This is a genomic window from Streptomyces sp. NPDC007863, from assembly GCF_040633895.1.
GTDB lineage: Bacteria > Actinomycetota > Actinomycetes > Streptomycetales > Streptomycetaceae > Streptomyces.
Genome location: NZ_JBEYEI010000020.1, coordinates 146,680 through 159,218 on the forward strand (window position 1 = coordinate 146,680; position 12,539 = coordinate 159,218).

12 protein-coding genes are annotated in these 12,539 nt (G+C 75.4%); 8 read left to right on the top strand and 4 right to left on the bottom strand.

From position 1 onward, the window contains the following. The first annotated feature begins 100 nt into the window (after positions 1-100). Positions 101-1,429, top strand: a complete 1,329-nt coding sequence (locus ABZ621_RS28860) for a M14 family metallocarboxypeptidase (protein WP_360609356.1) — start codon at positions 101-103, stop codon at positions 1,427-1,429. 116 nt (positions 1,430-1,545) lie between these two features. Continuing rightward, on the top strand, positions 1,546-1,851 hold the full coding sequence (locus tag ABZ621_RS28865) for a hypothetical protein (protein ID WP_360609357.1): 306 nt from the start codon (positions 1,546-1,548) through the stop codon (positions 1,849-1,851). A gap of 81 nt (positions 1,852-1,932) precedes the next feature. On the opposite strand, the gene ABZ621_RS28870 is transcribed toward ABZ621_RS28865, so the two are convergent. Continuing rightward, positions 1,933-2,889, bottom strand: coding sequence for an FAD-dependent oxidoreductase (locus tag ABZ621_RS28870; protein ID WP_360609358.1), 957 nt, complete (start codon positions 2,887-2,889; stop codon positions 1,933-1,935). Positions 2,890-2,942: 53 nt separating this feature from the next. Between ABZ621_RS28870 and ABZ621_RS28875 the strand changes: the two genes are divergently transcribed. The 3 genes from ABZ621_RS28875 to ABZ621_RS28885 are packed head-to-tail and all read left to right on the top strand — an operon-like array spanning position 2,943 to position 5,712. Then, positions 2,943-4,580: an ABC-F family ATP-binding cassette domain-containing protein gene (locus ABZ621_RS28875; protein WP_360609359.1), complete on the top strand. Its 1,638-nt coding sequence runs from the start codon at positions 2,943-2,945 to the stop codon at positions 4,578-4,580. After that, the gene (locus ABZ621_RS28880) at positions 4,580-5,311 is read left to right on the top strand and encodes a 2-phosphosulfolactate phosphatase (RefSeq protein ID WP_360609360.1); all 732 of its coding nucleotides are present in this window, start codon (positions 4,580-4,582) and stop codon (positions 5,309-5,311) included. The genes ABZ621_RS28875 and ABZ621_RS28880 overlap by 1 nt, the downstream gene beginning before the upstream one ends. Continuing rightward, positions 5,308-5,712, top strand: a complete 405-nt coding sequence (locus tag ABZ621_RS28885; protein ID WP_360609361.1) for a hypothetical protein — start codon at positions 5,308-5,310, stop codon at positions 5,710-5,712. Before ABZ621_RS28880 ends, ABZ621_RS28885 begins: the two co-directional genes overlap by 4 nt. Positions 5,713-5,829: 117 nt before the next feature. On the opposite strand, the gene ABZ621_RS28890 is transcribed toward ABZ621_RS28885, so the two are convergent. Both ABZ621_RS28890 and ABZ621_RS28895 read right to left on the bottom strand, forming a co-directional pair. After that, positions 5,830-8,214 (bottom strand): Tex family protein, encoded by a 2,385-nt coding sequence (locus ABZ621_RS28890; RefSeq protein WP_360609362.1) that lies wholly within the window; start codon positions 8,212-8,214, stop codon positions 5,830-5,832. Between the two features lie 113 nt (positions 8,215-8,327). Then, positions 8,328-9,194: a hypothetical protein gene (locus ABZ621_RS28895; protein WP_360609363.1), complete on the bottom strand. Its 867-nt coding sequence runs from the start codon at positions 9,192-9,194 to the stop codon at positions 8,328-8,330. Between the two features lie 126 nt (positions 9,195-9,320). On the opposite strand from ABZ621_RS28895, the gene ABZ621_RS28900 reads away from it, so the two are divergent. After that, positions 9,321-10,343 carry a GlxA family transcriptional regulator gene (locus ABZ621_RS28900; protein ID WP_360609364.1) on the top strand — a complete coding sequence of 341 codons (1,023 nt, stop codon included), beginning with the start codon at positions 9,321-9,323 and terminating at the stop codon, positions 10,341-10,343. 14 nt (positions 10,344-10,357) lie between these two features. Beyond that, the gene (locus ABZ621_RS28905) at positions 10,358-10,999 is read left to right on the top strand and encodes a DJ-1/PfpI family protein (protein ID WP_360609365.1); all 642 of its coding nucleotides are present in this window, start codon (positions 10,358-10,360) and stop codon (positions 10,997-10,999) included. A 3-nt stretch (positions 11,000-11,002) separates the two neighbouring features. Here the strand turns inward: ABZ621_RS28905 and ABZ621_RS28910 are convergent, their stop codons facing one another. After that, a complete protein-coding gene (locus tag ABZ621_RS28910) occupies positions 11,003-11,755 on the bottom strand; it encodes an enoyl-CoA hydratase-related protein (RefSeq protein ID WP_360609410.1) in 753 nt (250 codons plus the stop codon). A gap of 81 nt (positions 11,756-11,836) precedes the next feature. Here ABZ621_RS28910 and ABZ621_RS28915 point away from each other — a divergent pair, with 81 nt between their 5' ends. Beyond that, positions 11,837-12,502, top strand: coding sequence for a DUF308 domain-containing protein (locus ABZ621_RS28915; protein ID WP_360609366.1), 666 nt, complete (start codon positions 11,837-11,839; stop codon positions 12,500-12,502). Positions 12,503-12,539 lie beyond the last annotated feature (37 nt).

Here is a 12,539-nt window from a genome sequence, read left to right on the forward strand (position 1 = left end):
TTCCGTCACACGATCGCCATTCGGCCGACATGAAGCACCGGTTCACCCGTTTCCCGCACGCGGTCTTCCGCACCCCGGGCGGGGCGAGTACGGTCCCGCCATGCCGATGCCCGCGCCCGTGCCGAAGCGTCCGCGTGCCGCCCGCCGCGCCCTGGTCCTCGCCGCCGGGGCGGCCCTCCTCGGACTGCCCCTCGTCGCCGTCCCGGCGAAGGCGGCGGTCCCCGACGCGCCGCCCGCTGCGCCGGTGACCGGCTTCGAGGCGAGCGGCGGCGCCCGCTGGACGACGGACGCGGAGGAGCGGGACTTCCTCGCCGCCGTCGACCGGCGCAGCGCGCGGCTCGCGGTCACCACCGTCGGCACCACCGAGCAGGGCCGGCCGCTGCGGCTCGCCGCCCTCGGCCCGGCGCGCGGCGCGACCACGGTGCTGCTCGTCTGCAGCCAGCACGGCGACGAGCCGGCCGGCCGCGAGGCCTGCCTCACCACCGTCCGGGACCTCGCCCTCGCCCGCGACCCCGGGACGCTGCGGCTGCTCGCCCGCACCACCGTCCTCGTCGTGCCCAACGCCAATCCCGACGGCCGCGAGGCCGACACCCGGGGCAACGCCGCCGGCATCGACGTCAACCGCGACCACCTCGCCCTGCGCACCGCGGAGGCCCGCGCCCTCGCCGCCGTGATCCGCGACCGCGAGCCCGACCTCGTGTACGACCTCCACGAGTACGGCGCCACCCCCGGCTACTACGACAAGGACCTCCTCGCCCTTTGGCCGCGCAGCCTCGACACCGACGCCCACGTCCACGCCGAGTCCCGGATCCTCTCGGAGGAGTACGTCCGCCCCGGCGCCGCCCGCGCGGGCCGCACCCACGGCGTCTACGGCATCTGGACCGACCCCTTCACCGGCCGCCCGGTCAAGCAGGTCGCGGGCGACGGCCAGGAGCGCATCCTGCGCAACACGGCCGGGATCAAGCACATGGCCGCCCTCCTCGCCGAGACCCGCGAGGACCCGCTCGGCGAGGCCGAGGAACGCGACCCGGCCCTCTCCCAGCGGCGCAGGGTCGCCACCCACCTCACCGCCCTGAAGGACGTCTTCGGGTACGTCTCCGAGCGCCGCGCCCCGCTCGCCGCGGCCACCTCCGCCGCCCGGCTCACGGGCCTCGCCGACGAAGGGCCCGTCTACCTCGGCGGCGCCGACAACGACCCGCCCGAGCCCGCCGAGATCATCGCCGACCCGCCGTGCGGCTACCGCCTCGACGCCGCCCAGTACGCCGAGGCCGGCGACGAACTCGCCCTGCACGGGGTGGAGTCGAGCCGGACCCCGGACGGCGGCGCGTACGTCCCGCTGCGCCAGTCGCAGCGGCTCCTGGTCCCGCTGCTCCTCGACGGGCGCGCCGCCTACCACCTCGTCAGTGGGCGTCCTGTGGAGGAGTGTTGACGTTTCCGTGGGCAAGGAGGGGCTTGTCCGATCGGTCCCGTTGGGGCAGGTAAAGTTACCGGCCGGTACTGACCATGCCTCAAACGGGCCGCCACGGCCCCGACTTGGAGAAACACATGTCCCACGCGACGCGTGCGCGCCGCACCCTGCCCGCCCTGTTCGCCACGATGCTGCTGGCCGGGGGCCTGCTGCTCGGACAGACCGCCGCCGCCCCGTCGGCCGAGGCCGCCTCCGGCCGCACCTGCAACCCCGCCCAGCTGTACAACCAGGCCCGCGCCGAGCGCGACCGGGCCGCCCAGCTCAAGCGCCTCAGGGCCTACGAGGAGTCCCGCCGCGCCTACGCCCGCGCCGACGCCCTGCAGCGCCGCGCCAAGCAGTGCGAGCGCGCCGACGAGGTCGTCGCCCCGCCGTTCGGGAGGTGACCCGCGCGGGACGCGCTCCGCGTCCCGCCGGCCCGCCGAAGGCCCCCGTCCCGCGCGGACGGGGGCCTTCGGCCGTCCCCCTCACCCCGTCACCAGCTCCGCCGCCCGCCGCGCGCAGCCCCATGCCACCGTGACCCCGGCGCCCCCGTGCCCGTAGTGGTGCACCAGCAGACCGCCGCCCGGCGGCCGCACCGCCTCGACGCGCACCCCGCCGGCCCGGGCCGGACGCAGCCCCACCCGGTGGCCCAGCACCCGGGCCCCGGCGATCTCCGGCCGGATCCGCGCGCACCGCGCCACGATCCCCGCCGCCGTCGCCGCGTCGGGCTCCCGCCCCTCCGCACCCTCCTCGGCGGTCCCGCCGAGGACCAGCCGCCCCGGCTGCGGGAAGAAGTACGTCGTCTCCGCCGCCCCCGCGTCCGCGGCCGTGAACCACTCCTCGACCCCCGGGTTCTCCACCAGCACCAACTGCCCCCGGACCGCCCGCAGCCCGGCGTCCGGCACCAGCTCCCGCGCGGCGAGCCCCGTGCAGTTCACCACCACCGGCGCCGCCGCGGCCGGCTCCTCCAGGCCCGCGACCGCCCGCCGCTCGACGACCCCGCCCGCCGCCTCCAGGCGGCCCCGCAGCCACGCCAGGTGGACCGGCATGTCGATCAGCGGCAGCCGGGCCGCGAGCCCCGTCGCGTACGGCCCCGGGACCTCCCCGGGCGGTAGCTGCCGCAGCCCCGGGACCCGGGCCGCCCACGTCCCGAGCCCGTCCAGGCGCGTGTCCGCGTGGACCCCCGGCACCCACCGCACCCCGGTCTCCTCCGGCGCCCCGGCCAGCTCCCCGTACACCTCCAGCGACTCCAGCGCCCAGACCCCCGCCTCCGCCGCCGGCTCGATCCGGTACGGCCACCACAGGGCGCCCGCCACCGCCGACGTCGTCGCCTCCACCGGGTCCCGGGCCCAGACCCGTACCCGCGCTCCCCGCTCCGCCAGCGTCACCGCCGTCGTCAGCCCGACGACCCCGCCGCCCACCACGATCACGTCGCTGCCCATGCCCGGGACCGTACCCGGGCGGCCCCCGCCGCCCACGTAGGATGCGTGGTCTGATGACTGCCACTCTCGTCGCCAAGGACCTCGCCGCCGGCCACGGCGAACGCACCCTCTTCGCCGGGCTCGACCTCGTCGTCGCCCCCGGCGACGTCATCGGCCTCGTCGGCGTCAACGGCGCCGGCAAGTCCAGCCTGCTGCGGCTGCTCGCCGGGCTCGACACCCCCGAGGAGGGCGAGGTCCGGCTCTCGCCGCCCACCGCCACCGTCGGCCACCTGCCGCAGGAGCCCGAGCGGCGCGCCGGCGAGACCGTCCGGGAGTTCCTGGCCCGCCGCACCGGCGTGGCCGCCGCCCAGGCCGCCATGGACGAGGCCACCCAGGGCCTCGTCGACGGCACGCCCGGCGCCGACGACGCGTACGCCACCACCCTGGAGCGCTGGCTCGACCTCGGCGGCGCCGACCTCGACGAGCGCGCCGAGGAGGTCGCCGCCTCCCTCGGCCTCACCATCGGCCTCGACCAGCCGATGACCGGCCTCTCCGGCGGCCAGGCCGCCCGCGCCGGCCTCGCCTCCCTCCTCCTCTCCCGCTACGACGTCTTCCTCCTCGACGAGCCCACCAACGACCTCGACCTCGACGGCCTGGAGCGCCTGGAGGCCTTCGTGAAGGGGCTGCGGGCCGGCACCGTCGTCGTCAGCCACGACCGCGAGTTCCTCACCCGCACCGTCACCAAGGTGCTCGAACTCGACCTCGCCCAGCAGCAGATCACCCTCTACGGCGGCGGCTACGACGCCTACCTGGAGGAGCGGGCCACCGCCCGCCGGCACGCCCGCGAGGAGTTCGAGGAGTACGCCGACAAGAAGTCCGCCCTGGAGAGCCGCGCGCTCATGCAGCGCAACTGGATGGACAAGGGCGTCCGCAACGCCCGCCGCAAGGCCACCGACAACGACAAGATCGGCCGCAAGCTCCGCGGCGAGTCCAGCGAGAAGCAGGCGGCGAAGGCCCGCCAGACCCAGCGCATGATCGAACGCCTGGACGTCGTCGAGGAGCCCCGCAAGGAGTGGGAGCTGCGGATGGAGATCGCCGCCGCCCCCCGCTCCGGCTCCGTCGTCGCCACCCTCCGCGACGGCGAGGTCCGCCGCGGCGACTTCTCCTTCGGCCCCGCCACCCTCCAGATCGACTGGGCCGACCGCGTCGCCGTCACCGGGGCCAACGGCGCCGGCAAGTCCACCCTGCTCGCCGCCCTCCTCGGCCGCCTCCCGCTCGACTCCGGCCACGCCGCCCTCGGCTCCGGCGTCGTCGTCGGCGAGGTCGACCAGGCCCGCAGGCTCTTCCACGGCACCGAGACCCTCCTCGAAGCCTTCTGCGCCGCCGTCCCCGACACCGAACCGGCCGACGTCCGCACCCTGCTCGCCAAGTTCGGCCTCAAGGCCGACCACGTGCTGCGCCCCGCCACCACCCTCTCCCCGGGCGAACGGACCCGCGCCGCCCTCGCCCTCCTCCAGGGCAAGGGCGTCAACCTCCTCGTCCTCGACGAGCCCACGAACCACCTCGACCTCCCCGCCATCGAACAGCTGGAGTCCGCCCTCGACACCTACGAGGGCACGCTGCTCCTGGTGACCCACGACCGCCGCATGCTCGACGCGATCCGCGTCAACCGCCGGGTCGAGGTCGCCGACGGCAAGGTCACCGAACTCTGATGGGCGTCGCCTTCGGCTGGGGGCCCGTTGAGGCACGGGCCCTCGCCGCCGGCGCGGGCTGCCTGGTCGTCGTCGACGTGCTGTCGTTCACGACGGCCGTCGGCGTCGCGGTCGAGGCCGGCACGGCCGTGTACCCGTACCGCTGGCGGGACGCCACGGCCGTCGCGTACGCCCGCGAGAAGGACGCCGTCCTCGCCGTCGGCCGCGGCGAGGCCACCGCGGCGCACCCGTGGTCGCTCTCCCCGGCGGCGCTCCGCTCGGCCCCCGCCCCCGACCGGCTGGTCCTGCCGTCCCCGAACGGCTCCACGATCGCCGCCGAGGCCGGGACGGCGACCGTCGTCGCCGCCTCGCTCCGCAACCGCACCGCCGTCGCCCACTGGCTCGCCCGCCACGGATACGGCACCGAGGCGCGCCCCCTCGCCGTGATCGCCGCCGGCGAACGGTGGCCGGACGGCTCGCTGCGCCCCGCCCTGGAGGACCTCCTCGGGGCCGGCGCGGTCCTCGACGCCCTGCGCGCCCTCGCGCCGGGGCTCCCCCTGACCCCGGAGGCGACCGCGGCGGCCACGCTGTGGGCGGCGACGGACGACCCGGCCGCCGCCTTGCACGGCTGCGACTCGGGCCGTGAACTGTACGAGTACGGCTATCCGCGGGACGTGGAGGTGGCCGCCGAACCCGACGCGTCGACGACCGTCCCCGTCCTCGCGGACGGCGCATTTACGGAGGCACCATGACCGACGACAGCGTGACCCGGCTCCTCGCGATGCTGGACGACCTCGACGCGGACGTCGACGCCACGATCGACCTCGCCGACGAGATCGCGGCGGGCGGCGACCGGACCCTGCTGCCGCGCCTGGAGTCCGAACTGGACCGGGCCGTCGCCGAGCGCAACGGCTACGCCCGCGAACTCCTCGGCGGCGTCCTCGCCGCCCTCGGCGGCCCCGACACCCTCCCGACCCTGGTCCGGGCCTCGGCGGTGGACCTCGGCGACGACCAGGACGGCCTGGCCGCCGAGATCGTCGACCTCGTCCAGGCCGACCCCAAGACCGCCGAGCGCGTCCTGCGCCCCCTGACGAACGACGACGACCTCACCGTCTCGAACCGCGCCGACTGGGCCCTGCGCTTCCTGCCGTAGCCGCCGTGCCGGACGCCGCCCCGGTCCGCCGTGCCGGACGTCGCCCCCGGTCCGTACGCGCGCGGCCCCCCGGTCCCGCCGTGCGGGCGGGGCCGGGGGGCCGCGGCGTCGTGGGTGTCAGCGGCGCTTGCCGCCGCCCTCGCCGAAGAGGCCCGCCTTCCGGAGGGCGTCCGCCATCGCGCTGTTCGCCGGGGCGGCGGCCTGGCCGCGGCCCTGGTTCTGGTTCTGGCCCCGGCCCTGTGCGCGGCCCTGGCCCTGGCCTCGGCCCTGGCCCTGCCGCTGCTGGGGCGGGCGGCCGCCGCGCTCGCGCTGGGGCGCGGAGTCCTGGGCCGCCGCCTCGTCCTCCAGCCGCAGCGTCAGCGAGATCCGCTTGCGCGGAATGTCGACGTCGAGGACCTTCACCTTCACCACGTCGCCCGGCTTCACCACGTCCCGGGGGTCCTTGACGAAGGTCTTCGACATGGCCGACACGTGCACCAGACCGTCCTGGTGGACACCGACGTCCACGAACGCCCCGAACGCGGCCACGTTCGTGACCACGCCCTCCAGGACCATCCCCGCCAGCAGGTCGCCGATCTTCTCGACGCCCTCCTTGAAGGTGGCCGTCTTGAAGGCGGGGCGCGGGTCGCGGCCCGGCTTCTCCAGCTCGCGCAGGATGTCGGTGACCGTCGGCAGACCGAAGGAGTCGTCGACGAAGTCGGCCGGCCGCAGCGACCGCAGCGTCCCCGTGTCGCCGATCAGCGCCGCGACCTCGCCGCCGGTGGTCTTCGCCATCCGCCGCACCACCGGGTACGCCTCCGGGTGCACCGCCGAGGAGTCCAGCGGGTCGTCGCCGCCCCGGATGCGCAGGAAGCCCGCGCACTGCTCGTACGCCTTCGGGCCGAGCCTGGACACGTCCTTCAGCGCCTTGCGGGAGCGGAAGGGGCCGTGGGCGTCGCGGTGCGCGACGATGTTCTCGGCGAGGCCGGAGCTGATCCCGGAGACCCGCGAAAGCAGCGGCGCCGAAGCGGTGTTGACGTCGACGCCGACGCCGTTCACGCAGTCCTCGACGACCGCGTCGAGCGAGCGGGAGAGCTTCGTCTCGGCGAGGTCGTGCTGGTACTGGCCGACGCCGATCGACTTCGGGTCGATCTTCACCAGCTCGGCCAGCGGGTCCTGGAGCCGCCGGGCGATGGACACCGCGCCGCGCAACGACACGTCCAGGCCCGGGAGTTCCTGCGAGGCGAACGCGGAGGCCGAGTACACCGAGGCGCCGGCCTCCGAGACCATCACCTTCGTCAGGTTCAGCTCCGGGTGCTTGGCGAGCAGTTCGGTGGCGAGCTTGTCGGTCTCGCGGGAGGCCGTGCCGTTGCCGATGGCGACGAGCTCGACCGCGTGCTCCTTCGCGAGCCGCGCCAGCTTCGCCAGGGACTCGTCCCACTTGTTGGCCGGGACGTGCGGATAGATCGTGTCGGTGGCCACGACCTTGCCGGTCGCGTCGACCACCGCCACCTTCACGCCGGTACGGAAGCCGGGGTCGAGGCCCAGCGTCGCCCGGGTGCCGGCCGGCGCGGCGAGCAGCAGGTCCCGGAGGTTCGCCGCGAAGACCCGGACCGCCTCGTCCTCGGCGGCCGTCCGCAGCCGCACCCGCAGATCGATCCCGAGGTGCGTGAGGATCCGGGTGCGCCAGGCCCAGCGGACCGTGTCCTGGAGCCACTTGTCGCCGGGGCGCCCCCGGTCGGCGATGCCGAAGCGGCTCGCCACCATCGGCTCGTACGACGACGGCCCGTCGCCGGCCTCCTCCGGTTCCAGCTCCAGGCTGAGGACGTCCTCCTTCTCACCGCGCAGCATGGCGAGCACCCGGTGCGAGGGGAGCGCGGTGAACGGCTCGGCGAAGTCGAAGTAGTCGGCGAACTTGGCGCCCTCCTGCTCCTTGCCCTCGCGGACCCTGGCCGCGAGCCGGCCCCGGCCCCACATCCGCTCCCGCAGCTCGCCGATGAGGTCGGCGTCCTCGGAGAACTTCTCGGTGAGGATCGCCCGCGCGCCCTCCAGGGCCGCGGCGGCGTCCGCGACGCCCTTGTCCGCGTCGACGAAGGCCGCCGCCGCGGCGGCCGGCTCCACCGACGGGTCGGCGAGCAGCCCCTCCGCGAGCGGCGCGAGCCCGGCCTCGCGGGCGATCTGCGCCTTGGTGCGCCGCTTCGGCTTGAACGGCAGGTAGATGTCCTCCAGGCGCGCCTTGGTGTCGGCGGCCAGGATCCGGGCCTCCAGCTCCTCCGTCAGCTTGCCCTGTTCCCGTACCGAGTCGAGGACGGCGGTGCGCCGGTCCTCCAGCTCGCGCAGGTACCGCAGCCGCTCCTCCAGGGTGCGCAGCTGCGCGTCGTCGAGCATCTCGGTCGCTTCCTTGCGGTAGCGCGCGATGAACGGCACGGTGGAGCCGCCGTCGAGCAGCTCGACCGCCGCCCTGACCTGTCGCTCGCGTACGCCGAGCTCCTCGGCGATCCTTGCTTCGATGGACGTCGTCACCGTGTCCCGACCCGTCTGCTCGTACCACTGGCTTGCCCGTGCATTGTGCCGCGTCCGTCACCCGGACGCGGCAACCGGCCCGGATCCGCGCGCGCCGCGCGGCGTCCCCGGGCTCAGTCCTTGCCGACGAGACCGTCGGGGAAGGCGCCCGCGCCCGCGGCGGCGGCCAGGAAACCGCGGCCCAGCTCGGTGAGGCGCTCCACACCGGCCGCGCCGAGGTGCTCGTACGGGGCGGCGTCCAGACGGTCCGTGGTCTCCTCCAGCTCCTCCCGCAGCCGCTTGCCGGTCTCCGTCAGCTCGCCGTCCGCGTCGAGGTACCCGCGTCCGCGCAGCCGCTCCCGGGCGGCCTCCCAGTCGGCGCGGTTCCAGCCCCGGCTGCCGAGGACCCAGCGCGGTGTCATGCCCTTGCCGGTGGCGGTGTGGGAGGCCAGCGCCTCGACCGGGTCGAGGCCCGCGGAGAGCAGGGCCGTCAGGTGCCCGTCGCCGCGGTGCTCGCGCAGCAGGGTCGCGGCGTGCCAGTAGGCGAGGTGCGGCTCCGCGGGGACCGGCAGGTCGGCGTTGGCGGAGTACAGCGGCCGGGCGTGCCGGGTGCAGGCCTCGGCGGCCCGCAGGGCGAGCACGGCGGCCTCGGCCATCTCGGGGGAGGCGACGGCCTCCTCGCCGAGCAGCCGGCGCAGGGTGGCGTCGACGGCCCGCAGCCGGGCGTCGAGGACGGCGGCGGGGGCGGCGGTCTCCCAGACGGCGGGCAGGTGCCGGTCGAGGAGCTCCCAGCGGTAGTTGTAGAAGGTCGCGGCGACCGTGCCGGCCCCGACGGCGCCGAGCGGGGCGCTGCGGGCGGCGAGCCGCATGGCGGCGGGGTCGGTGAGGCCGAGGGCTCCGAACTCCCGGTCCAGGTCGGGGGAGAAGTACAGCGTCGAGTGGAACGGGTTCAGGGCGTTGTGGCAGCGGCGCCCGGCCCGCGGCGGCAGAGAGGTCGTCATGGCACCAGAACCTAACCGACTGCTTGGTACGGAGGGAACGGCCCCCGGTCCACGGCTCGCCCGGATGGCAGGAAAGGTGGGGTGGCCGTCCTTGCGGCCGCCCAGGCCGCCCCGAAGGATGGAGGCATGACCCAGCGTCCCGTCCTCGTCGTCCTCTTCGACGGCGTGCAGAGCCTCGACGTCACCGGCCCCGTCGAGGTGTTCCACGGCGCCCAGTGGGCCTCGGGCGCCGCGCGGGACCCGTATCCGATCCGTACCGCCTCCCCGGGCGGCGGACCGGTCCGCACCTCCAGCGGCCTGCGCATCCTGCCCGACACCTCCCTGGAGGAGGCCGTCGCCGACGGGCCGCCGCACACCCTGATCGTGCCCGGCGGCGAGGGCACCCGGGGCGTCGACCCGGCCCTCGTCGACTGGCTGCGCGTCCACGGGCCGCGCGTCGAGCGGCTGGTCTCGGTCTGCACCGGGGCGCTGCGGCTGGCCGAGGCGGGACTCCTCGACGGGCACCGGGCCACCACCCACTGGATGGCCTGCGAGCACCTGGCCCGCCACCATCCCGAGGTCGAGGTCGACCCCGACCCGATCTTCGTCAGGGACGGCCGGATCGCCACCTCCGCCGGGGTCACGGCCGGCATCGACCTGGCCCTCGCGCTGGTGGAGGAGGACTTGGGCCGCGAGGCGGCCCTCGCCCTCGCCAGGATGCTGGTGGTCTTCCTCCGCCGCCCCGGCAACCAGGCGCAGTTCAGCGCCCAGCTCGCCGCCCAGACCGCGCGCCGCGAACCGCTGCGCGACGTCCAGGCGTGGATCGCCGAGCACCCGGACGGGGACCTGTCGGTGGAGCGGCTCGCCGCCCGCGCCCGGCTCTCGCCCCGCCACTTCGCCCGCGCCTTCCACGCCGAGACCGGCGTCACCCCGGGCCGTTACGTCGACCGGATCCGCCTCGAACACGCCCGCAGGCTCCTGGAGGAGACCACCCGCGGCGTCGAGGAGGTGTCCCGGGCCGCCGGCTACGGCACCCCGGAGGCGATGCGCCGCGCCTTCGTGAAGGCGCTGGACACCGCCCCCGCCGACTACCGCCGCCGCTTCCACGCACCCGTCACCGCACCTGCCACCGCACCTGTCACCGCACCCGCCACCGGACCCGCCAGCTGAGAGGGATCACACCCATGCAGATCGCCGTCCTGCTCTTCGAGGGCTTCACCACGCTCGACGCCGTCGGCCCGTACGAGATCCTGTCCCGCCTCCCCGGCGCGGAGACCGTCCTCGTGGCCAAGGAGGCCGGCCCCGTCCGCAACGACCAGGGCAGCCTCGCGCTCGTCGCCGACCAGGCCCTCGCCGACGTCCCGCACCCGGACATCGTCCTCGTCCCCGGCGGCCCGGAGACCCGCCAGGCCATGCACGACCCGGAGATCCAGGAGTGGCTGCGCACCGCCGACTCCACCAGCACCTGGACCACCTCGGTCTGCACCGGCTCGCTGCTCCTCGGCGCCGCGGGGCTGCTCGACGGCCGCCGCGCCACCACCCACTGGCTGGCCTACGAGGAGCTGCGCGCGCTCGGCGCCGAACCCACCGGCGAGCGGGTCGTCTTCGACGGCAAGTACGTGACGGCCGCCGGCGTCTCCTCCGGCATCGACATGGGGCTGCACCTGTTCGGCCGGATCGCCGGGGACGAGGCCGCGATGACCGTCCAGCTGCTCACCGAGTACGACCCCCAGCCGCCGTACGACGCCGGCTCGCCGCTCAAGGCCCCCGCCCGCCTGGTGGAGCGGTGGCGCGGCACGGTGACCGAGGACCTGCCGCAGGGCTGAGCCTCAGAGGCCGTACGTGAAGCGGGGCGCGCGGCGCTCCAGGAAGGCGGCGACACCCTCGGCGGTGTCGCCGCTGCCGTGCGCCTGCGCCGCCCAGTGGGCGTCCCGGTCGAGCCGGCCGTCGGCGAACTCCTTGGCCGCGGCCTGGGTGAGCAGCGAGCGGGAGGCGAGGATCCGGCAGAACTCCCCGACCCGCTTCGCCAGCTCGCCGGCTGGGTGCACCTCGTCCACGAAGCCGGTCCGCAGCGCCCGCTCGCTGTCGATGAGTTCGCCGGAGAAGAGCAGGTACTTGGCGGCGGCGGGGCCCACCAGGGCGGTAAGCCGCCGGGTGGAGGACGAGGGGTAGACGATGCCGAGCTTCGCCGGGGTGATCCCGAAGCGGCTGCCCTCGGCGGCGAAGCGCAGGTCGCAGGCGCCGGCGAGCTGGCTGCCGCCGCCGACGCAGTAGCCGCGGACGGCGGCGAGGGTCGGCTTGGGGAAGGCGGCGAGCGCCTCCTCGGCGCGGACCGCGAGCGCCTGCTGCTCGTCACCCGGCTCGCGCAGCGTCGCGATGTCGGCGCCGGCGCAGAAGGTGTCGCCCGCGCCGGTCAGCACCAGGACCCGGACCGCGGGGTCGGCGGCGAGGCGGCCGAGGACGGCGGGCAGCGACCGCCACATCCCCGCCGTCATGGCGTTCCGCTTGGCGGGGTTGCTGATGACGAGGGTCGCCACCCCGTCCGTGACGGTGTCGACGAGCTGCGGCTCCACGGGCTCCACGGTCTCCATGGGCCGGATGCTATCCACCGGTGCCGACCGTACGATCGGGAAGGGGTCGTCAGGCAGCCGCGAGGAGGCACGATGGCCAAGGAGAACCGGGACGAGGACCTCGATCCCGTGCAGGAGATGGCCCGCGAGGGGAAGAGGCTCGGGCGGAGCTTCGGCTGGCTGGCCGCGCTCGGCGTGATCCTCGTGATCTGCGGCGTGGTCGGCCTGGTCTACACCGGGTTCGCCACCCTGACGTCCATGTGGCTCTTCGGCTGGCTGCTGCTCGTCGGCGGCCTGGTGGGCCTCCTCCAGGCGTACGCGTCCCGGGGCACCGGCTCCTTCTGGCTGGCGGCGGTGGTCGCGGCGGTGAACCTCGCGGCCGGCTGCGTGGTGCTCCGTCACCCGGAGGGCACCGCCGAGGCGCTGACGATGTTCGCGGCCCTGCTCTTCCTCACCGGAGGGGTGTTCCGGCTGGTCGGCAGCGTGGTGACGCGCGGCCCGCAGTTCGGCTGGACGCTGTTCCAGGGCGCCTTCGGGGTGCTCCTGGGCGTCCTGGTGCTCTTCGACTGGCCGGACAGCAGCCGGTACGTCATCGGCTGCTTCTTCTCGCTGGCGCTGCTCTTCGACGGCCTGGGGCTGATCGCGATCGGTGTCGGCGGCCGGAGGATCGTCGGCATGGTCACCCCGAAGCCGGAACCGGCCGGTGCGGCGCCTCCCGTGGCTCCCCCGGATATCGCGCAGGATCAGTCGGACAAGTGACGTCGACGTACGGCATCGATCAGAAGGTGGCCGATAG